This is a genomic window from Kitasatospora sp. NPDC048407, assembly GCF_043200475.1.
Taxonomy (GTDB): Bacteria; Actinomycetota; Actinomycetes; order Streptomycetales; family Streptomycetaceae; genus Kitasatospora.
On the sequence record NZ_JBICXW010000009.1, the window covers coordinates 251,652 to 273,206 of the forward strand.

Annotated in this window: 14 protein-coding genes; 12 read left to right on the top strand and 2 right to left on the bottom strand. The window is 75.0% G+C overall.

Annotation, left to right across the window (positions count from 1 at the left end; genetic code table 11):
* Positions 1–25 precede the first annotated feature (25 nt).
* The 6 genes from ACGFWJ_RS19305 to ACGFWJ_RS19330 all read left to right on the top strand — a co-directional run bounded on the left by ACGFWJ_RS19305 (position 26) and on the right by ACGFWJ_RS19330 (position 9,652).
* Entirely contained in the window at positions 26–3,073 is a 3,048-nt protein-coding gene (locus ACGFWJ_RS19305; RefSeq protein WP_392950923.1) for an amino acid adenylation domain-containing protein, read from the top strand.
* 10 nt (positions 3,074–3,083) lie between these two features.
* On the top strand, positions 3,084–4,340 hold the full coding sequence (locus ACGFWJ_RS19310) for a nucleotide disphospho-sugar-binding domain-containing protein (RefSeq protein WP_392950926.1): 1,257 nt from the start codon (positions 3,084–3,086) through the stop codon (positions 4,338–4,340).
* Positions 4,340–5,587, top strand: coding sequence for a nucleotide disphospho-sugar-binding domain-containing protein (locus tag ACGFWJ_RS19315; RefSeq protein ID WP_387866131.1), 1,248 nt, complete (start codon positions 4,340–4,342; stop codon positions 5,585–5,587). The genes ACGFWJ_RS19310 and ACGFWJ_RS19315 overlap by 1 nt, the downstream gene beginning before the upstream one ends.
* A gap of 15 nt (positions 5,588–5,602) precedes the next feature.
* The gene (locus ACGFWJ_RS19320; protein WP_387636970.1) at positions 5,603–6,340 is read left to right on the top strand and encodes an NAD-dependent epimerase/dehydratase family protein; all 738 of its coding nucleotides are present in this window, start codon (positions 5,603–5,605) and stop codon (positions 6,338–6,340) included.
* Between the two features lie 812 nt (positions 6,341–7,152).
* Positions 7,153–8,313: a nucleotide disphospho-sugar-binding domain-containing protein gene (locus ACGFWJ_RS19325; RefSeq protein ID WP_392950930.1), complete on the top strand. Its 1,161-nt coding sequence runs from the start codon at positions 7,153–7,155 to the stop codon at positions 8,311–8,313.
* A gap of 106 nt (positions 8,314–8,419) precedes the next feature.
* Positions 8,420–9,652, top strand: coding sequence for a nucleotide disphospho-sugar-binding domain-containing protein (locus tag ACGFWJ_RS19330; protein ID WP_387636966.1), 1,233 nt, complete (start codon positions 8,420–8,422; stop codon positions 9,650–9,652).
* Positions 9,653–9,777: 125 nt separating this feature from the next.
* Here the strand turns inward: ACGFWJ_RS19330 and ACGFWJ_RS19335 are convergent, their stop codons facing one another.
* Together ACGFWJ_RS19335 and ACGFWJ_RS19340 are read right to left on the bottom strand one after the other, a co-directional pair.
* The gene (locus tag ACGFWJ_RS19335) at positions 9,778–10,989 is read right to left on the bottom strand and encodes a nucleotide disphospho-sugar-binding domain-containing protein (RefSeq protein WP_392950932.1); all 1,212 of its coding nucleotides are present in this window, start codon (positions 10,987–10,989) and stop codon (positions 9,778–9,780) included.
* Between the two features lies 1 nt (position 10,990).
* Entirely contained in the window at positions 10,991–11,605 is a 615-nt protein-coding gene (locus ACGFWJ_RS19340) for a dTDP-4-dehydrorhamnose 3,5-epimerase family protein (RefSeq protein WP_387636960.1), read from the bottom strand.
* A gap of 164 nt (positions 11,606–11,769) precedes the next feature.
* Here ACGFWJ_RS19340 and ACGFWJ_RS19345 point away from each other — a divergent pair, with 164 nt between their 5' ends.
* The 6 genes from ACGFWJ_RS19345 to ACGFWJ_RS19370 all read left to right on the top strand — a co-directional run bounded on the left by ACGFWJ_RS19345 (position 11,770) and on the right by ACGFWJ_RS19370 (position 21,485).
* Positions 11,770–12,780 carry an NAD-dependent epimerase/dehydratase family protein gene (locus ACGFWJ_RS19345; RefSeq protein ID WP_387636958.1) on the top strand — a complete coding sequence of 337 codons (1,011 nt, stop codon included), beginning with the start codon at positions 11,770–11,772 and terminating at the stop codon, positions 12,778–12,780.
* 1,005 nt (positions 12,781–13,785) lie between these two features.
* Positions 13,786–14,544 carry an SDR family NAD(P)-dependent oxidoreductase gene (locus ACGFWJ_RS19350; RefSeq protein ID WP_387866120.1) on the top strand — a complete coding sequence of 253 codons (759 nt, stop codon included), beginning with the start codon at positions 13,786–13,788 and terminating at the stop codon, positions 14,542–14,544.
* Between the two features lie 141 nt (positions 14,545–14,685).
* Entirely contained in the window at positions 14,686–15,990 is a 1,305-nt protein-coding gene (gene rfbH, locus ACGFWJ_RS19355) for a lipopolysaccharide biosynthesis protein RfbH (protein ID WP_387636954.1), read from the top strand.
* Between the two features lie 13 nt (positions 15,991–16,003).
* On the top strand, positions 16,004–17,383 hold the full coding sequence (locus ACGFWJ_RS19360) for an NDP-hexose 2,3-dehydratase family protein (protein ID WP_392950936.1): 1,380 nt from the start codon (positions 16,004–16,006) through the stop codon (positions 17,381–17,383).
* Positions 17,376–18,344 (top strand): Gfo/Idh/MocA family protein, encoded by a 969-nt coding sequence (locus tag ACGFWJ_RS19365; protein ID WP_387866115.1) that lies wholly within the window; start codon positions 17,376–17,378, stop codon positions 18,342–18,344. The genes ACGFWJ_RS19360 and ACGFWJ_RS19365 overlap by 8 nt, the downstream gene beginning before the upstream one ends.
* 150 nt (positions 18,345–18,494) lie before the next feature.
* Positions 18,495–21,485: a putative bifunctional diguanylate cyclase/phosphodiesterase gene (locus tag ACGFWJ_RS19370; RefSeq protein WP_392950939.1), complete on the top strand. Its 2,991-nt coding sequence runs from the start codon at positions 18,495–18,497 to the stop codon at positions 21,483–21,485.
* The last annotated feature ends 70 nt before the right edge of the window (positions 21,486–21,555 follow it).

Sequence of the window (21,555 nt, forward strand, 5' to 3'; positions counted from 1 at the left end):
AAGCCCCTACCGACGGGGCGGGACCATGCACGACCTCTTCCGGTGGAGCGCCGAGCGCACCCCCGACGCGACCGCCCTGGTGGACGGCGAACGGCGGATCGGTTACCGGCAGCTCGACGATGCCTCCGACCACTTCGCCGCCGCCCTGGAGGACGCCGGCGTCGGCCCCGGCCGGATCGTCCCGCTGCTGCTGCCGCGCGGCCCCGAACTGGTGGTCGCCATGCTGGCCGTGCTCAAGCGCGGCGCCGCGTACGCCGCCCTCGACCCGCGCTGGCCCGCCGACCGCACCGCCGGCCTGGTCGCCCAGCTGGACGCGCCGCTGCTGGTCACCGACCTGCCCGGCGACTGGCCGGTCCCGGTGGCCGCTCCGCCCGCCGACCCGGCCGCCCCGCCCGCCGGACCGCAGCGCCGCCCCACCCCCGTCGAGGTGCGCGGCGAGGACGTCAGCACCGTCTTCTTCACCTCCGGCACCACCGGCGCCCCCAAGGCCGTGCTCTCGCCGCACCGCGGCACCGTCCGGCTCTTCGACGACTGCGCCTTCTCCGACTTCGGCCCCGGCAGCGCCATCCTGCAGATCGCCGCCGCCCCGTGGGACGGTTTCACGTGCGACTGCTGGGGCGCGCTGCTGTGCGGCGGCAAGGTGGTGTTCACCGACTCGCTGCTGATGCCCGACACCCTGCGCGCGCTGATCGCCGCCGAGGGCATCACCCACGGCTTCATCACCACCTCGCTGTTCAACATGATCGTCGACGAGGGCGTGGACGCCTTCGCGGGCCTGCGCAAGGTGCTGATCGGCGGCGAGAAGGTCTCGCCCCCGCACGCCCGCCGCTTCCTGGAGCGCCACCCCGGCATCCCGCTCGGCAACGGCTACGGCCCGGTCGAGTGCACCGTGTTCGCCACCGAGTACGAGATCACCGCCGCCGACTGCGACTCCCCGGACGGCATCCCGCTCGGCCACCCGCTGCCGCACACCGAGGTGTTCGTGCTGGACGGCGACCGGCTGTGCGCGACCGACGAGGAGGGCGAGCTCTGCCTGGCCGGCGACGGTCTCGCGCACGGCTACCTCGACCCGGAACTGACGGCCCGCAAGTTCACCGAGGTCACCGTGGAGGGCCGCACCGTGCGGGTCTACCGCACCGGCGACCGCGGCCGGCGGCGCGCCGACGGGCTGCTGCGCTACGGCGGCCGGATGGACCGGCAGGTCAAGATGCGCGGCCTGCGGATCGAGGTCGAGGAGATCGAGGCGCACGCCGCCGCCGTCCCCGGCGTCGCCGACGCCGTGGTCGTCCCGGTGCTCGACCCCGGCGGCGCGTGCACCGCGCTGAACCTGTTCTTCACCGCCCTGGGCACCCCGCCGCTCGACCCCGACGGCCTGCGGGCCGCGCTGTCCGCGGCCCTGCCCGGCTACCTGGTGCCCGCCCGGCTGATCCGGCTGGAGCGGATGCCGCTCACCGCCAACTCCAAGCTCGACCGCAAGGCCCTGGACGCCCTCGCCGCCGCCCCGGACGCCCCCGAGGAGGCCGAGGAGGAGACCGCCGACCCCACCGAACGCGCCGTCGCCGAGGCCTTCGCCGCCGTCCTGCGCCGGCCGCACGTCCCGCTCGCCGCCTCGTTCTTCGACCTCGGCGGCAGCTCGCTGGACGCCGCCCGGCTGTGCGCCCGCCTCGGCGCGCACGGCCACGCCGTGGTGGCCGCCCAGCTGTACCGCACCCCGACCGTGCGCACCCTCGCCGCCTGGCTCGACCGGGCCGACCCCGCCGCGCCCGCCGCCACCGGCCCCGCGCTGCCCGCCGGCGCCGTCGAACTCACCTCCATGCAGGACGTGTTCCTGGTCCTCGACGACATCTCGGTGTCCGCCTGGCGGCTCGACGGCGACCTCGACCCGGCCGCGCTGCGGGCCGCCGCCGGCGACCTGCACCGCCGCCACCAGGCCCTGCACGCCCGCTACCAGGCCCGCGGCCGCTCCGTCGCGGTGCTGCCCGAGCAGCCCGGCGAGGCCGAGTTCGCACAGCTCCCCGACGCGGACGGAGCCACCGCCGCCGCCCGGGCGCTGCGGGCCCACCTGGCGAGCCCGCTGTCGGTCGGCGCCGGCCGGATCTGGCGCACCGCCGCCGTCCGGATCCGGGAGACCGGCAGCTGGCTGATCGGCGTCGCCGTGCACCACATCGCCTTCGACGGCTGGTCCCAGGCGCTGCTCGCCGAGGACCTCTCCACCGCGTACGCCGCCCGGGCGCGCGGCGAGCAGCCGGTCTTCGCCAGCCCCGTCGGCACCCTCGCCGAGGCGGCCGAGGAGCACCGCCGGCACCTCGCCCGGGTCGACCTGGACGCCCAACGGGCGTTCTGGCGCGAGGAATTGACGGGCCTCGCGGCGCTGGAGCTGCCCGGAGCGCAGCCGGTACGCGCCGCGCAGCTCGGCCCGGTGCGCACCGACCGGATCCGGCTGACCGCCGAGCAGCGCGCCCGGCTGGAGGAGGCCGCCCGGGAGTCCGGCAGCACCCCGTTCACGCACTGGTACGGCGCGCTGGTCGGCGTGCTGCGGTCGCTGACCGGGCAGGAGGACGTGACCGTCGGCGTGCCCGTCGCCCGGCGCGGCGGCCCGCGGATGGACGCCACCGTCACCACCCGCGTCGACCTGCTCTGCCTGCGGGCCCGCCCCGGCGGCGGGGACCTCGCGCAGGTCGTCGGCCGGGCCCTCGCCCACCAGGAACTCCCGTTCCGCGACGTGGTGATGGCGCTCGCACTGGCCGGCCAGGACATCGGCCGGCTGCTGGCCGTGCCGCTGTTCGTCCTCCAGGACAACGCGCTGCCCCGGCTCACCCTGCCCGGCCTGCCCGCCACCCCGCTCGACCTGGACGAGGAGCAGTCCGCGCAGGCCCTGGTGATCGAGGTCGGCCCGCTGCCCGACGGCGGCGCCGAGGTGACCGTCCGGACCCGCACCGACCTGCTCCCGGACGGCCTGGGCGACCGGATCGGCCGCGAACTGGTGGCGGCGGCACAGGAATTCGCGCGGCCCGCAGCAGCGGGTCGCGCCGGGACGGGACGCGTGCCGGCCGGCGCGGCGTCCGCGGTGTGAGGAGCGAGTCGTGCGGGTGTTGTTCACGGTGTCGGACTGGTTCGGCCACTGGTCGGCGATGGTGCCGCTCGGCTGGGCGCTTCAGGGCGCCGGCCACGAGGTGCGGGTGCTGTGCGCGCCCTCCCAGGCGGACGCGCTGACCCGGGCCGGACTGACCGCCGTCCCGGTGCTGGACGGCTGGGACATGGCCTTCCAGGGCCGGCTGCAGAACTACTTGAACGCGGGGAAGGGCCTGTGGTCCTACCCCGAGCCGCCGCCGCACCCCGTCACCGGGCAGCCGCTGGCCGATCTCGCCGACTTCGACCTCGGCGGCTGGTTCGGCGCGAACCTGCCCGCCCTGGCCGAGCGCGCCCGGCAGTCCACCGACGCCGCCGTCGCGTACGCCCGCCGCTGGCAGCCCGACGTCCACGTCCACGACCTGGTCAGCATCGAGGGACTGCTGCTCGGCCGGGTGCTGGACGTCCCGTCCGCCATCCACCTGTGGGGGCCGGCCGGGACCGACGAGCAGGAGCCCGGGCTGACCCTGGTGCCCGTCGACATGAGCAAGTCCTTCGAACGGTACGGCGTCGGCGAACCCGGGTTCGAGCAGGTCACCCACGTGATCGACGCCAACCCGGCGAGCCTCGCCCCCGCCGTCCAGGGCGCCGAACGGCTGCCCGTCCGGTTCGTCCCGTACAACGGTCCCGGCGCCGAGCCGGACTGGCTGGCCGGGCTGCCCGAGCGGCCCCGGGTCTGCGTGGTGTGGGGGACCTCGGTGTCCGAGATGTTCGGCGAGGTGTCCTTCACCGTGCCGCAGGTGATCGAGGAACTGGCCGCGCTGGACGTCGAGGTGGTACTCACGCTCACCGGCGCCGACCGCGAACGCCTCGGCGAACTCCCGTCGAACGTCCGCCTGTTGGAGCGGGTGCCGCTGCACCTGCTGCTGCCGCACTGCGACCTGGTGGTGCACCACGGCGGCGCCGGGTGCGTGATGACCGCGCTCGCCGCCGGCACCCCGCAGCTCGCCCTCACCAACGGCGTCGAGCAGCGGCTGAACGCCGACCGGATCGCCGCCGCCGGGGCGGGCCTCGGCCTGCCCAACGCCGGCCTGGAGCCCGGGGCGGTCCGCGCGGCCGCCGCCGCGCTGCTCGGCGACCCCGCCCACCGGGCCGCCGCGAGCAGGCTGCGCGAGGAGAACGACCGGCGGCCCGCCCCGGCCGAACTGGTCGGCGTCCTGGAGGAGTTGGCCGCCGCCCGGCAGCCCGTCACGGTCGGCGGTGGCCGCTGATGCGGGTGCTGTTCACCGTCTCCGACTGGCCCGGCCACTGGTCCGCGATGGTGCCGCTCGGCTGGGCGCTGCAAGGCGCCGGCCACGAGGTGCGGGTGCTGTGCGCGCCCTCGCAGACCGAGCCGCTGACCCGGGCCGGACTGACCGCCGTCCCGCTGCTCGGCGGCTGGGACATGGCCGTCCAGGGCCGGCTGCAGAACTACGTCTCCGCCCGGGACGGCCAGTGGCGGTTCGCCGAACCCCCGCCGCACCCCGTCACCGGGCAGCCGCTGGCCCGGCTCGCCGACTTCGACCTCGGCGGCTGGTTCGCCCAGTACCACCCCACCCTGGTCGCCGACGCCACCCGCTCCACCGACGCCGCCGTCGGCTACGCCCGGCACTGGCAGCCGCAGCTGGTGGTGCACGACCAGCTCAGCATCGAAGGGCCGCTGGTCGGCCGGGTGCTCGACGTCCCCGCCGTGCTCCAGCTCTGGGGCCCGGTCGGGCCCGCCGACGAGGGCGAGGGGCTGATCATGCTGCCGCCCGACTACAGCGGCGCCTTCCGCCGCCACGGCGTCGGCGACCACGGGCCGCAGCACTACGCGTACGCCATCGACCCCTGCCCGCCCGCCGTCGCCCCGCCGCTGCGCGGCGCCGCCCGCCGGCTGCCCGTCAGGTTCCTGCCGTACAACGGGCCCGGCGCCGAGCCCGGCTGGCTGGCCGGGCTGCCCGAGCGGCCCCGGGTCTGCGTGGTGTGGGGGACCTCGGTGTCCGACATGTTCGGCGAGGTGTCCTTCGCCGTCCCCAAGGTGATCGAGGCACTCGCCGCGCTGGACGTCGAAGTGGTGCTCACCCTGACCGGCGCCGACCGCGAACGGACCGAACGCCTCGGCGAACTCCCCCCGAACGTCCGCCTGTTGGAACGGGTGCCGCTGCACCTGCTGCTGCCGCACTGCGACCTGGTGGTGCACCACGGCGGCGCCGGATGCGTGATGACCGCACTCGCCGCCGGCACCCCGCAACTCGCCCTGCCCAACGGCCTCGACCAGCACCGCAACGCCGAACGGATCACCGCCGCGGGCATCGGCCTCGGCCTGCCCAACGCCACCGCCCGGGCCGACGACATCCGGACGGCCGCCACCACCCTGCTCGGCGACCCCGCCCACCGGGCCGCCGCGAGAAGGCTGCGCGAGGAGAACGACCGGCGGCCCGCCCCGGCCGAACTGGTCCGCACCCTCCAGGAGCTGGCCGCCGTCGCCGCCCGCTGAAGGGACACACAGACAATGCACATCGTGGGAACCGGGTTCCTCGCCCGCAGCCTCACCCCGATCGCCGACGCCCACCCCGACACCGTCGTACTCGCCGCCGGCGTCTCCTGGGCCTCCGGCACCTCCGACACCGACTTCACCCGCGAGGCCGACCTGCTGGCCGACACCGCCCGCCGGTGCGCCGCCGACGGACGCCGACTGCTGTTCTTCTCCACCGCCTCCACCGGCATGTACGGCAACGCCCACGGCCCCGGCCGGGAGGACGAACCCGTCGAACCCTGCACCCCCTACGGACGCCACAAGCTGGCGCTGGAACGGCAGTTGCAGGACTCCCGAGCCGAGTACCTGATCCTCCGCCTCGGCCACCTGGTCGGCCCCGGCCAGCCCCCGCACCAGCTGCTGCCCGCCCTGCTCCGGCAGGTCCGCTCCGGCGCCGTGCAGATCCACCGCGGCGCCGCCCGCGACCTGATCAGCGTCGCCGACGTGATCACCGTCATCGACCGGCTGCTCGGCCGCGGCCTGCGCGGCGAGGTCGTCAACGTCGCCTCCGGCTTCGCCGTCCCCGTCGAACGGATCGTCGACCACCTGGAACAGCGGCTCGGCCTGCACGTCGACCGCGGATACGCCGACTCCGGGGCCGCCCAGCACGCCATCGCCACCGACCGGCTGGCCGCCCTGGTGCCCGACGTAGCCCGGCAGTTCGGACCCGAGTACTACCGGCCGGTGCTGGACACCTTCCTGGCAGCCGCCTGACGGAGCGCGCGGCTGCCGTGCGCGGGCGGACGGTCAGGCCCACGGCCGGGCCTGCCGCGAAGGTCTGCCCGGAGGCGTCCGGTGGCCACCGGGCCGGCCGGGCCACCGGGTGCGGGAACCGGCCGGCCCCGCAGGACGCAGGCCGGGACGGGTGCCCGCCGTCCGCCCCGAGCGGCCCAGCCACCCCCATCGGCTGGTCCGGCCCGAACGCGCCCGCGCCGGAGCCGTCGGGCGCCGCTGCGGTGCGACGGCATCGCCATCCGCGCGGCCCGGGTCGGCATCCCGGTCTGCCCGGCCCACTGCGTGTCCGGGTCGTGCAAGCCGCCACCTGCGCCGGTCGTTGCCCGCCGCTGTGGTGTGGCGGCATTGCTTTCCGCGCGGCCCGGGTCGGCGGCCCGGTCTGCCCGGCCCACTGCGTGTCCGGGTCGTGCAAGCCGCCACCTGCGCCGGCCGTTGCCCGCCGCTGTGGTGTGGCGGCATTGCCTTCCGCGCGGCCCGGGTCGGCATCCCGGTCTGCCCGGCCCACTGCGTGTCCGGGTCGTGCAAGCCGCCACCTGCGCCGGTCGTTGCCGCCGCCGTGGTGCGACGGCATTGCCCTCCGCACCGCCCGGTCCGGCGCCCCGGTCTGCCCGGCCCACCGTGCGTCCGCGTTGCGCAAGCCGCCACCTGCGCCGGAGCCCGCCGCCCGCCGAGCTTCGAGCCGGACCCGAGCGGCGGCCCGCACGCTGCACGCCAGCAGCCGTCCGGCGCCTCGCCGCCCGCGCGGGCGAAGCCGCCCGACCGCCCCCGAACGCCGACGAGAGGACACCGCCGTGCGCGTCCTGGTGATGGCCAGCCCCGTGCCCACCCACCTGCTCCCGCTCCTGCCGATCGCCTGGGCCGCTCGCGCCGCCGGCCACGACGTACTGGTCGCCGGACAGCCGGACCTGGTCGAGGCCGCCCGCGGCGGCGGCCTGTCGATCGCCGTGGTCGGCCACGAGCAGCGCGAGATCGAGGAACGCCGCCAACGCCGGGCGCTCGGCCAGGCCGACCCCGGCGGGGACGGCGGCGCGCGCCGCGAACCGCCGTGGAAGTCGCTCGCCGACCGCTGGCGGGCCCGGGTCGAGGACGTGCTGCCGGACCTGCTGCGGATCGCCGAGCGCTGGCGGCCCGACGTGGTGCTCGCCGACCCGCTCGAGTACGCCTCGCTGATCGTCGGCGCGGTGCGCGGCATCCCGGTGGTCCACCACCGGTGGGGCGTCGACTCGTTCACCAGCCGCGACTTCGACCGGATCCAGGAAGCCCTGGCCGGCATCTGCCAGGCCCACGGCCTGCCCGGCCTGCCCACCCCCGACCTGGTGCTCGACCCCTGCCCGCCCAGCCTCCAGCACCCGGACGCGGCACCCGCCCGCCCTGTCCGCTTCGTTCCGAGCAACGGCGTCGGCCTGCGACCCGACTGGGCGCCGAAGCCCGCCGGGACGCGCCGGATCTGCGTCTCGCTCGGCCTGCGCACCCTCGCCCTGGAAGGGCCCGCCGTGATCGCCGCCGCACTGCGCGGCCTCGGCTCGCTGCCCGGCGTGCAGACCGTCGCGACCGTTCCCGCCGAGCACCGGGCCGGCCTCGGCGAACTCCCCGCCTCGGTACGGCTGGTCGACCCCACGCCGCTCGACCTGTTCCTGGACGGCTGCGACGCCGTGGTCCACCACGGCGGCAGCGGCACCGGCCTGGCCGCGATCGCCCGCGGCCTGCCGCAACTCGTCCTGCCGCAGACCCCGTGGACCGCCGAGCACGCCGAACGCGTCACCGCCCTCGGCATCGGCCTGAGCCTCCCCACCGACGAGCGACAGCGCGACCCGCACGCCGTGGCCCACGCCGCCGCCCGCCTCCTCGACGACCCCACCTTCCGCACCGCCACCGCCCACCTGCGCACCGAGATCGCGGCCATGCCCACCCCGGCGGACGTCGTCACCACCCTCGCCGCCCTCGCCGGGTAGGCGTCGGCCTTCCGTCCGGGTTCGATCGTGGGTCGAGTGGGGCGCCGGACGCTGGGCCCGCGTCCGTCGTCGCGGCGGAGTCGAACCGAGCGCATGGAGGAGAACAGTGCGCGTCCTCTTCACCACCTGGGCCTCCCCGTCCCACCTGTTTCCGATGGTCCCGCTGGCCTGGGCGTTCCAGGCGGCGGGTCACGAGGTGCGGGTCGCCGTGCCGCCCAACTGCACCGCTCATGTGTCGGGGGCGGGGCTGACGCCGGTGGCGATCGGTCCGGTGCCCGGGGCGATGGCCGGGAGCGGGCAGGGGCAGGCGAAGGGGCAGTTGAAGGTCTGGCATTCGCAGCGGTCCTGGCCGGCCGACTGGCCGTTGCACCTCGACCGGTTGGACGAGGGTCAGCTTGGCCTGCTCCAGGCGCTGGTGGACCGGCAGGCGGTGACCGCCGAGGCGATGGTGCCCGAACTGCTGGAGTTCGCCCGGCACTTCGGGCCGGACCTGATCGTCCGGGACGCGGGCACGTACGCGGCCGCGGTGGTCGCCGACCTGCTCGGGGTGCCGCTGGCCAGCCACCAGTGGGGCAGCCCGGCGGTGCTCGACGTCGAGCACTCCGCGCCCGGGGGAGAGGCGTGGCCGGGCTACCGGGCGCTGTTCGAGAAGTTCGGCGCGCAGGCCGACGACGGCACCGGCGTGTTCGTCGACCCGTGCCCGCCGTCCCTCCAACTTCCCACCCCGGCAACCCGGTTGAACACCCGGATCGTGTCGTACAACGGCCCGGGCGAGCTGCCCGACTGGCTGCGGAAGGAGCCGGAGGCGCCGCGGGTGTGCATCACCTGGGGAGTCACGGCGGGCAAGCTGGACCCGAAGTCCGCGCTGCCCGCGCCGCTGCTCGGCGCCGCCCACTCGCTGGCGGCGGCCGGCCTGGAGGTGGTGCTCGCCGTCACCGAGGCGCAGCGCGAGCTGCTGGGGGAGCTGCCGAGCGGCATCCGGACGGTGTCGATGCTGCCGTTGCACCTGTTGCTGCCGACCTGCGCGGCGGTGGCGCACCAGGGCGGTGGCGGCACCGCGATGACCGCGGTCGCGGCCGGCACCCCGCAGCTGATCCTCTCGCCGCGCCCGGAGCAGATGCTCACCGGCGACCGGCTGACCGGTGCCGGCGCGGCCCGGCACGTCCCGTACAACGAGCTGATCGAGGACGAGCGGGCCGGGCAGCGGGTGCACGAGGACGTGCTCGCGCTGGTCGAGGACCCGGCCCACCGGGACGCCGCCGCCCGGCTGCGCGAGGAGTCGCAGGCGCAGCCCAGCCCGGCGCGGACCGCGGAGCGGCTGCTCGAACTGGTGCGCTGAGCCGACGAAGGTGGGCCGACGAAGCTGAGCCGACAAAGCTGAGCCGACGAAGGTGGGCCGACGAAGATGAAGGGGCGGCCCCGACCACTGCGGTCGGGGCCGCCCCTTCAGCGACTTCAGGGGACTCAGGCCACCGCGTCCACCAGCACCGCGACCCGCTCGGCGGGCGTCGGCTCGGCGAGCATCTCCTCGCGCAGCGCGGCGGCGGCCTTGCCGTACCGCGGGTCGTCCAGCAGCGCGGCGACCGAGGCGCCGATCACCGCCGGGTCGTGCTGCTCGCCGGGTGCGGGGAGCAGCCCGGCGCCGGCGTGTGCCAGCCGTTCGCCGATCTCGGCGGAGATCGGCACCTGTGGCAGCACGAGTTGCGGTACGCCGTGCGCGGCGGCGGTCAGGCCGGTGCCGGACCCGCCGTGGTGGACGACGGCCGCGCAGGTCGGCAGCAGCGCGGTCATCGGCAGCGATTCGGCGACCCGGACGCCGTCCGGCAGGCCGCCGAGCTTCCCGGCCTGGCCGGCGCCGACGGCCAGCACCACCTCGACGTCGAGTGCGGTGAGCGCGGCCAGTGCGCCGGTGAGGACGTCGGGCAGCCGGTCGGGGGAGACCTTGCCGCCGGACACCCCGGCGGTGACGCAGACCCGGGGGCGGCCGGAGTCGGTGTGCAGCCAGTCGGGCAGCAGGCCGGGGCCGTTGTACGGCACGTAGCGGACGGGGACGCGCCGGCGTGGCGCCGGGTCGGGCAGCCGCAGCGACGGTGGGCACGGGTCGAACCAGCCGATCGGCCCGCGCTCGGGGTCGGCGCCGTGCCGCTCGAACAAGTCGCGGTAGCCGGGCCGGAGTTCACCGTCCAGCCGGTCCGTCTCGATCCTGATCACGGTGGCGGTGCCCCAGGTGTGGCCGAACGCGGGGACGCCGAGGACGGCGGCGGTCAGCGGGCCGGCGAAGGTCAGCGAGTCGTGCACCACGACGTCGGGCCGCCAGGCGCGGGCGAACGCGATCAGGTCGTCGGCCATCGCGTCGGCGACGGTGAGCTGCTTGTCCGCCAGCGCGGCCAGCACGGTGCGGTGCCCGTCGTCCAGCAGTTCGGGGCGGGCGGCCCAGCTCTCGGGCCAGCGGCCGAAGCTGCGCCACGGTGCGAGGTCCGCGCGGTTGCGGATCTGGGCGACCGCGACGTCCTGCCCGACCGCCACCCCGATCAGCCCGGCCCGGGCGACCGCGGGGGCGCTGGCCGGCGGGGTGGCGAACCGTACCTCGTGGCCCGCCGCCTGGCAGGCCCAGGCCAGCTGGACCAGGCTGTACAGGTGCCCGGGCTCCGCCCAGGTGGCGAACAGCACTCGCATGTCATCTCCTCGGTGGGCGCTGCCGCGCGTAGAGCGCGCGGCACTCGTCATAGGTGGACAGGACCCCGCGTTCGGTCAGCTCGGCCAGCGACGGCGCGCACCGGTCCTTCTCGGACAGCAGCGGTTCACCGTCGAGCCAGTTCTTCCACGGGATGTTCAGCTCGGGGTCGAAGGGCTGGATGTCGAACTGCGTCCCGGGGACGAACTGGGTGGAGCACAGGTAGCTGATGCAGGCGTCGTCGGTGAGCGCCACGAAGCCGTGCGCCAGGCCCTCGGCGACGAACACCGCGGTGCCCTCCTTGGCGTCGAGCACGGTGGTGACGTGCGTGCCGAAGGTGGGCGAGCCGAGCCGGACGTCGACCACCACGTCCAGCAGGACGCCGCGCACGCAACTGACGTACTTGGCCTGCCCGGGCGGGATGGTGACCCCGTGGATCCCGCGCAGCGTGTTGCGGGACGAGGTCGAGTAGTTCACCTGCAGTGGCGTGAACAGGTGGCCGGTCGCCTCGGCGAGCGCGTCGCGCTTGTACGACTCGAAGAAGTTGCCCCGGGAGTCGGGGTGTTGACGCGGGGTGATCCGATAGGCGTCGGGCACCGCGGTGGCTTGTATCCCCATGGGTGCGGACTGTAGGGAGCGCCGCTAGAGCACCGGTAGCGGCGGCGGCGAGCAGCGGCCCGGCCGTCCACCAGGATTCGAGCCGACTGCTGCACCATGCGGCGCGACCACGGAGAGGCACGCGGCGATCCGGCCGCGGGCCGATGCAGACGGAGGTGCCGACGGTGTCCCAGTTCGACGTGCGGAGCGCGGATCGACCACCGGCCGCCCAGGGCCGGCGGGTAGCGGTCCTCGGCGCGACCGGATTCGTCGGCCGTCGTGTCTGCCAGGCGCTCGCCGCGGCCGGCGCCCGGGTGTACGGGGTCGCGCGCAGCGCCGCCGGCGCCGCGGACTTCGAGCCGATCCCGCTCGACCTCGCCGCCACCTCGCCCGAGCGGCTCGCCGAGGTGCTGCGCAGCACCGGCGCCGACGTGGTGGTGAACGCGGCGGGCGCGGTGTGGGGTGTGACGGACCAGCAGATGGCGCAGGCCAACGCCGAGTTGCCGGAAAGGCTGGTCACGGCGGTCGGCCTGCTGCCCGGGCGGCCGCGGGTGGTGCACCTCGGTTCGGTGCACGAGTACGGGCCGGGCCCGTGGGGCGTGGCCATCCCGGAGAGCCTGCCGCCCGCGCCGGTCAGCTCGTACGGGCGGACCAAGCTGCTCGGCACCGAGGCGGTGCTGGCCGCCGCCCGGGACCGCGGGCTGGACGGGGTGGTGCTGCGGATCGTCAACGTGTCCGGGCCCGGCACCCCGGCGGGCAGCCTGCTCGGCATGATCGCCGGTCGGCTCGCCGAGGTCGCCCGCGGCGGCCCGGGCGAGCCGCTGCGGCTCACCCCGCTGCGGGCCCGGCGGGACTTCGTGGACGTCCGCGACGTCGCCGACGCGGTGGTGGCGGCCGCCGTCGCGGACGCCCCCGGCGGGCTGGCCGGCCAGGTGATCAACATCGGCCGGGGCGAGGCCGTCGCGGTGCGCCGGCTGGTGGACCGGCTGATCGAGCTGAGCGGCCTGCCGCTGACCGTGGCCGAGGAGCCGGACACCGCCCCGCAGCGCGGCGCGGTGGACTGGCAGCAGGTCGACATCGGCAAGGCCGCCCGGCTGCTCGACTGGCGGCCGCAGCGCGACCTGGACACCTCGCTGCGCGACCTGCTGACCTCGACGCCGGGGCTCGTCCCGGAGCAGGAGGCGGTGGCCGGGTAGTCCGCCTTCAGCGCCAACTGTCGTGCCAGGAGCCGGAGTTGCCGTCCTTCCGCGAGTGCCGCGCCGGCCGGGTCTCGTTCCGAAGCCGGAGGTGGTGGCCGGGTAGTCCGCCTTCGGTGCCGACTGACCTGCCGGGAGCCGAAGTTGTCGCCCGTCCGCGAGTGCCGCGCCGGCCCGGGGCTCGTCCCGGAGTCGGAGGTGGGTGGCCGGGTAGTCCGCCTTCCGCGCCAACTGACCTGCCAGGAGCCGAAGTTGTCGCCCGCCCGCGAGTGCCGCTTCGGCCGGTGCTTGCCCCGCAGCAGGGGGCGGTGGCCGGGTAGTCCCCCTTCGACCTGCCGGGAGCCGGAGTTGTCGCCCGTCCGCGAGCGCCGCGCCGGCCGGTGCTTGCCCCGGAGCAGGAGGCGGTGGCCAGGTAGTCTCCCTTCCGCGCCAACTGACCTGCCAGGAGCCGGAGTTGTCGCCCGTCCGCGAGCGCCGCGCCGGCCGGTGCTCGTCCCGGAGCAGGAGGCGGTGGCCAGGTAGTCTCCCTTCCGCGCCAACTGACCTGCCAGGAGCCGAAATTGTCGCCCGTCCGCGAGCGCCGCGCCGGCCGGGGCTTGCCCAGGAGCCGGAGGCGATGCCCGCGCCAACTGACCTGCCAGAAGCTGAAGTTGCTGCCTATCCGCGAGCGCCGCGCCGCCCCGGGGCTCGTTCCGAAGCCGGAGGCGGTCGCCGGGTAGTCCACCTCCAGCGCCAACTGTCCTGCCAAGGCGCGGAGTTGCGACCCTCCTGCGAGCACCGCGCCGGCCCGGGGTTCGTCCCGGAACCGGGGAGGTCGCCGGATGGCCCTTATTGGGCGCGCCAACTTCCCCGCCAAGACGCCGAGTTGCGACCCGTCCGCGAGCACCGCTCCAGCCCGCGGGCGCAGGCTCGGGGCTGCCGTCGACGGCGGGTCGGCACCCGGCGGCCGGGCCGCTCCGCGTCGGGGCGGGACCCGTCCGGGCCGGCCGCGCACCGAGGAGTGGCATGGACCTGGGACTGCGAGAGCGCGTCGTACTGGTGACCGGGGCGACCGGCGGGATCGGGCGCGCGGTCGCCCGGGCGTACGCCGCCGAAGGGGCCAGGGTGGCCGTCGCCTACCGCTCCGACCGGGCTGCCGCCGAGCAGCTCGCCGACGAACTCGGCGGCCCCGAGCGGGCGTTCGCGCTGCCGTACGACCTGGAGGACCCGAAGTCGCCGCAGCTCGCGGTGGCCGAGGTCGAGCAACGCTGGGGCCGGCTGGACGTGCTGGTGGCGAACGCCGTCCGCTGGGGCGAGCGGCGCATCCCCGGCACCCGGTTCGAGGACGTCCCGGAGCCGGACTGGCTGCCGGTGATCGACGGCAACCTGGCGCCGACCGTCCGCACCGTGCAGGCCGCCGTCGGCGGCATGCGGGCCCGCGGCTGGGGCCGGATCGTGCTGATCTCCTCGCACAACGCGCTCGGCGGCAACCGCGGCCAGGAGTTCTACGGCGCCGCCAAGGCCGGACTGCACGGCCTGACCCGCAGCCTGATGTGGGACCTGACCGGCACCGACGTGCTGGTGAACGTGGTCTGCCCCGGCCTGACCACCACCGAGCGGGTCGCCGCCGGGCTGCCCGCGCCGGTCCGCGAGCGGGAGACCGCCGCCACCCCGAGCGGCCGGCTCAGCTCCCCCGAGGAGGTGGCCCGGGCCGTGCTGTACCTGGGCTCGGCCGCCAACGGCAACGTCACCGGCGAGGCCCTCGCCGTCGCCGGCGGCCGCTGAACCGGCTGCTGAACCGGCCGCTGAACCGGCTGCTGAACCGCCCGCCGAGGCACTGTCGAGTCCGGCTCCAGCAGCCGCCCGCAAGCTGGACCGGACCGACGAGAAGACCCCACCCGATGCCCCATCAGAAGGAGACCGGCGATGAGCGTGCACAAGGAGCTCGTCCTCGACGAGGTTCGCAAGTTCCACCAGGAGCAGGAGGACGACGGCGCGTTCGTGCCCGGGGTCACCGAGATCTGGCCGTCCGGCGCGGTGCTGGACGCGGAGGACCGGGTCGCGCTGGTCGAGGCCGCGCTGGAGATGCGGATCGCGGCCGGCCGCAGCTCCCGCAAGTTCGAGTCGCTGTTCGCCAAGAAGTGCAAGCGGCGCAAGGCGCACCTGACCAACTCCGGCTCGTCCGCCAACCTGCTGGCGATGACCGCGCTGACCTCCGACCACCTGGAGGACCGCAAGCTGGTCCCGGGCGACGAGGTGATCACCGTCGCGGCGGGCTTCCCGACCACCGTCAACCCGATCCTGCAGAACGGGCTGATCCCGGTCTTCGTCGACATCGAGCTCGGCACCTACAACACCACCGCCGACCGGGTGGCCGCCGCGATCGGCCCGCGCACCAAGGCGATCATGATCGCGCACGCGCTGGGCAACCCGTTCCCGGTCGCCGAGATCGCGCAGCTCGCCGAGGAGCACGACCTGTTCCTGATCGAGGACAACTGCGACGCCGTCGGCGCCACCTACAACGGCCAGCTCACCGGCACCTTCGGCGACCTGACCACCGTCAGCTTCTACCCGGCGCACCACCTGACGATGGGCGAGGGCGGCTGCGTGCTGACCTCCAACCTGGCGCTGGCCCGGATCGTCGAGTCGCTGCGCGACTGGGGCCGGGACTGCTGGTGCGAGCCGGGCGAGAGCAACAAGTGCCTCAAGCGCTTCGACTACCAGATGGGCACCCTGCCCGCCGGGTACGACCACAAGTACATTTTCTCGCACGTCGGTTACAACCTGAAGGCCACCGACATCCAGGCCGCCCTCGGCCTCACCCAGCTGGCCAAGCTGGACTCCTTCGTCGATGCCCGCAAGGCCAACTGGCAGCGCCTGCGCGACGGCCTGGCCGACGTGCCGTGGCTGCTGCTCCCGCACGCCACCCCGAACTCCGACCCGAGCTGGTTCGGCTTCGTGCTCACCGTCGACCCCGAGGCCCCGTTCACCCGGGCCGCGCTGGTCGACTTCCTGGAGGCCCGCAAGATCGGCACCCGCCGCCTGTTCGCCGGCAACCTGACCCGTCACCCCGCCTACATCGGCAAGCCGCACCGCGTCGTCGGCGACCTCACCAACAGCGACATCGTCACCGAGCACACCTTCTGGGTCGGCGTGTACCCCGGCCTGAGCGAGGCCCAGCTCGACTACATCATCGAGTCCGTCCGCGAGTTCGTCGCCAAGAACAGCTGAGAGGGAACGCCCGATGCCCGCACCGGACACCGCCGCCGCCCGCCCGCGCGCGACCGCCCGCCCCCGCGGGGACGCAGCCCCGGCCGCCAGGATCGCCCGCTCCGCCGCCGCCACCGAGGGCGCCAGGCTGAGCACCGCCGCCTTCGCCGACTGGCTGGCCGGGCGCGGCCGGGCCAACGACTTCACCGTGCGGAAGATCCCGTTCGCCGAACTGAACGGCTGGTCCTTCGCCGAGGGCACCGGCAACCTGGTCCACCGCAGCGGCCGCTTCTTCTCCGTCGAGGGCCTGCACGTCACCCTCGACGACGGCCCCTACCGGGAGTGGTACCAGCCGATCATCAAGCAGCCCGAGGTCGGCATCCTCGGCATCCTGGTCAAGGAGTTCGACGGCGTCCTGCACTGCCTGATGCAGGCCAAGATGGAACCCGGCAACCGCAACCTGCTCCAGCTCTCGCCGACCGTCCAGGCCACCCGCAGCAACTACACCAAGGTGCACCAGGGCGCCGACGTGAAGTACATCGAGTACTTCACCGGCGGCCGCCCCCGCCGGGTGCTCGCCGACGTGCTGCAGTCCGAGCACGGCTCCTGGTTCTTCCACAAGAGCAACCGCAACGTGATCGTCGAGGCGCTGGACGACGTCCCCGAGGACGACGACTTCTGCTGGCTGACGTTCGGCCAGATCGCCGAACTGCTGCGCCGCGACAACGTGGTGAACATGGACTCCCGCACCGTGCTGGCCTGCGCCCCGGTCGCCGACCCGGACGGCCGCGCCCTGCACACCGACACCGAGCTGCTCTCCTGGTTCACCGGGCAGCGCTCCCGCCACGACATCCACGCCGAACGCGTCCCGCTGGCCGACCTGCCCGGTTGGACGCAGGACGAGGAGACCATCGCGCACGAGCAGGGCCGGTTCTTCAAGGTCGTCGCGGTCAACGTCACCGCCGGGAACCGCGAAGTCACCAGCTGGACCCAGCCGTTGATCGAACCCGTCGGCCGCGGCGTCGCCGCCTTCCTCACCCGCCGGATCGACGGCGTCCGGCACGTCCTGGCGCACGCCAAGGTCGAGGGCGGCTTCCTCGACGCCGTCGAACTCGCCCCCACCGTCCAGTGCACCCCCGGCAACCACGAGGAGCGGCCCCCGTTCCTCGACCGGGTACTGAACGGGCAGGTCGCCTACCGGGCCGTGCACTCCGAGGAGGGCGGGCGCTTCCTGCACGCCGAGGCCGACTACCTCCTGGTCGAGACCGGCGACGACGAACCGCTCGACGAGCCCGAGGGCTACGCCTGGGTGACGCCGGGTCAGCTCTCCGAGCTCGTCCGGCACGGCCACTACGTCAACGTCCAGGCCCGCACCCTGCTGGCCGTACTGAACGGCCTGGACGACCGTGCCTGACCCCCTGCGGATCGGCGTGCTGGGCTGCGCGGAGATCGCCCGGCGGCGGATGCTGCCCGCGATCGCCGCCCAGCCCGGCCTGCGCCTCACCGCGATCGCCAGCCGCGACCCGGAACGTGCGAAACCGCTCGCCGCCCAGTACGGCTGCCGGGCCACCGACTACCGCGCACTGGTCGAATCCCCCGACGTGGACGCGGTGTACGTGCCGCTGCCGATCGCCCTGCACGCCGAGTGGGTGGCCGCAGCCCTCGACGCCGGCAAGCACGTCCTCGCCGAGAAGCCGCTCACCGCCGACCCGGCCGCCACCGCCGCCCTGCAACGCCGGGCCGAGGAGCGCGAGTTGGTGCTCCGGGAGAACGTGATGTTCGTCCACCATCCGGTGCATGAGCAGGTCCGGCGGCTGGTCGCCGACGGCGCGATCGGCGAACTGCGGATGTTCTCCGCCGCGTTCGCCATCCCCGCGCTGCCCGCCGACAACATCCGGCACCGGCCCGAACTCGGCGGCGGCGCCCTGCTGGACGTCGGCTACTACCCCGTCCGGGCCGCCCTGCACTTCCTGGGCCCGGAACTCACGGTGACCGGCGCCGCCCTGCACCGCGGCGCCGGCAGCGCTGTGGAGACCTCCGGCGCGGCCGTGCTGACCACCCCCGGCGGCGTGCTCGCCCAGCTCGCCTTCGGCATGGACCACGCCTACCGCAACAGCTACGAACTGTGGGGGAGCACCGGCCGGATCCGGGTCGAGCGCGCTTTCACCCCGCCCGCCGACCAGCCCCCCACCGTCCTGCTGGAACGCGGCGGCAGCACCGAGCAGCCCTTGTTCGCCGCCGCCGACCAAGTCGCCGAAACACTCGCCGCGTTCACCCGCGCCGTCGCCGAAGGAGCCACCGCCGCAGACGAATTGACCCATCGGCAGTCCGAACTGCTGTACCGGCTCCGCGCCGCCGCCACCCCCACCGCCTGAGCCGAACGGGCGACACCCGCCCGAAGGTCCCCCGCCCCACCTGCCAATCATTACGCTGAGTTGAGACTGCGTGCCGGTGCGTGACCGGATTGGTGTAGGGTCCGAAGCGGGAACACCGGTACGGCCACGGGCCGGAGGGGGAGATGTCGATTGAACTCCACCGAATCGGTGCTGCCTGCCCATCCCGCCCTGCGCAGGCTCACGGCCGTGCTGCTCGCGGTGCTCTGCGCCGGGTACGCGGTGGGTTCCGGACTTGGCTGGGGTTCGTGCGAACTCGCCCTGGTGATGGGCGACTTCGGCCTCGCCGGGGCGGCCCTCGCGGCCGCCCTGTCCTGCCTCGCGCACGGCATCGCGGTGGGCGGCCACACCCGGCCCGCCTGGCTGCTGTTCGGCCTCTCCTCCGCCGTGGTCGCGTTCGGCAACGGCCTGTGGGGCTGGTACGAGGTGGTGCTCGGCCGGCCGCTGCCGCCGGACTCCTCCGCCGAGTACCCGTTCCTGCTGTTCGCCCCGCTCGCCATCACCGGCCTGCTGGTGCTCGCCCAGCGCCCGCGCAACCCGGCCGGCTGGCTCTGCCTGATGCTGGACGGCTGGCTGGTGGCCGGCTCGCTGTTCACCCTCAGCTGGAGCCTGGCACTCGGCCGGGTCGCCGCCGGCGACGGTGACGACCCGCTGAAGCTCGCCATCGGCCTCGGCTACCCCGTACTGGACATCCTGCTGGTCGGCCTGGTGGTCGGCCTCAACGTCCGCGGCCGGGACCGCAATCGGGCCGCCGTGCACACCGCGATGATCGGCCTGGTCGTCACCGTGGTCTGCGACGCCCTGTTCACCACCCCGCAGTTCCACAGCGACTACCACTCCGGCGAACTGCTGGACGCCGGCTGGTTCGCCGGCTCCCTGCTGCTCGCCTGGGCCCCCTGGTCGCACACCCGCCGCCCCAGCCGCCAGCACCCCTCCACCCAGGGCGGGCCGCGCCGCCGGGTCGCCTCCACCTTCAGCGCGCTCACGCCCTACGCCGCCGCCGCGGTGTGCACCGCCGGCATCCTCTACAACGCGCTCGGCGGCCGCCCGCTGGACCGGGTGATGCTCGCCGCCGCCAGCACCGTCGGCCTGGCCCTGATCGTCCGGCAGGGCGTGATGCTGCTCGACAACCTGTCGCTCGCACAGGAACTCGCCACCAAGGAAGCCCACTTCCGCTCCCTGGTGCAGGGCTCCAGCGACGTCATCATGATCGCCGGGCCGTCCGGCGCGCTGTCCTACGTCAGCCCCGCCGCGCTGCGGGTCTACAACCGCGACCCGGAGGACCTGGTCGGCGGCAACCTGCTCAACCTGGTCCACCCCGAGGACGTCGACCGGGTGCTCGCCGAGGTGCGCCGCATCCTGGCCCGCAGCCGGGGCGCCCGGTTCCAGCCCGGCGAACCCTCCGCCCGGGTCGAATGCCGGATCCGCTCGGGCGAGAACGAGGGCGAGGGCGAGGGGGAGTGGCTGCACGTCGAATCCACCGTCAACCCGTACCGCGACGGACTGATCCTGAACAGCCGCGACATCACCGAACGGGTGCGCCTGCAGGCCCAGTTGCAGCACAACGCGTTCCACGACCCGCTCACCGACCTGCCCAACCGCGCCCTGTTCGCCCAGCGCGTCCGGGCCGCGCTCACCGCGCAGGGCCCGGCCGGCACCGCCCTCGCCGTGCTCTTCCTCGACCTGGACGGCTTCAAGGCCGTCAACGACACCGCCGGCCACCAGGTCGGTGACGAACTGCTGGTGCAGGCCGCCCGCCGCCTCCAGGCCGCCGTCCGCACCGAGGACACCGTCGCCCGGTTCGGCGGCGACGAGTTCGCCGTCCTGGTCCGCGGCCGGCTCGGCCACCCGCAGGTCCGCGACCTCGCCGAACGCATCCGCGCCGCCCTCTCCGAGCCGTACTGGATCGGCGGCACCGAACTCGGCGTCGCCGCCTCGATCGGCATCGCCTTCGGCCCCGACGCCCCACTGCCCGTCCCCGACCCCGCCCCCGGCGAGGACGAGGACGCCCGCGCCCGCAGCGCCGACAGCCGGGCCGCGAGCGCCGCCGACGAACTGCTCCGCAACGCCGACCTCGCGATGTACCAGGCCAAGTCCCGCGGCAAGGGCCGGGTGGTGCTCTACACCCCGGCGATGCGCGCCGAACTCGACCGGCGCGGCGAACTGGAGGAGCGGCTGCGCGCCGCCGTCCGCGAAGGCTCCTTCGCGCTGCTCCACCAACCCGTCGTCGAACTGGCCGGCGGCCGGCTCACCGGCGTCGAGGCCCAGGCCCGCTGGCGCTCCGCCGAAGGCCTGCTGCTCACTCCCGCAGAGTTCCTGCGCACCGCCGACACCGGCGACGGCGCCACCCGGTTCGCCCGCTGGCTGGTCACCGAGGCCGTCGCCGCCGCCGCCCGCCGCCGCGCCGACGGCCCCGCCGCCCCGCCCGTCCCCGTCACCGTCCGGCTGGCCGCCGAACGGCTCTGCGCCCCCGGCATGTACGAAACCCTGGCCGGCGCCCTGCGGGACACCGAACTGCCGCCCGACCTGCTCGTCCTGGAAGTCTCCCGGACCGGCCCCGACGCGCTCGCCGACGAACTCGGCCGCCGCCTGGCCGCGTTCCGCCGCCTCGGGGTGTCCACCGCGCTCGCCGGGTTCGGCGCCGGCGGCGGCTCGCTCGGCGCACTCGCCCGGATGCCGTTCGACGCGCTCAAACTGGACCGCAGCCTGGTCCAGGACATCGCCGACTCCACCCTCACCCGGGCACTCGCCGGGCACGCCCTGCGCCTCGGCCGCGACCTCGGCCTGGTCACCGGCGCCGACGGCGTCGACCACCCCCGGCAGCTCGCCGTGCTCCAGGAACTCGGCTGCCGGCGCGGCCAGGGCCTGGCCTTCGACCGCCCGCTCGACGAACTGCGGCTGCGCCGCGCCCTGCTGCGCCGCGGCTACTCCGTCCCGCGCCCCGGCCAGGGCCACCCCGGCCGCCGCCCGCTGCTCACCCCGGAGGCCCGCACGAACGGATTGGCGGAGGCTTCCGCGGCCCGCCCGGGGCACCTGCACAGCGGCCTTGAGCTGCCGCAACGGCACACCGTCGGGGGTCCGAGCGGTGGCCCGCATGGTGAGACGGCGGTCCCACCAGCTTGACACCCACCACTGCGTGGGAGGAAGGTCGGTGCCATGACCACCCGAATTCTCGTACTTGGCGGGCGCGTCG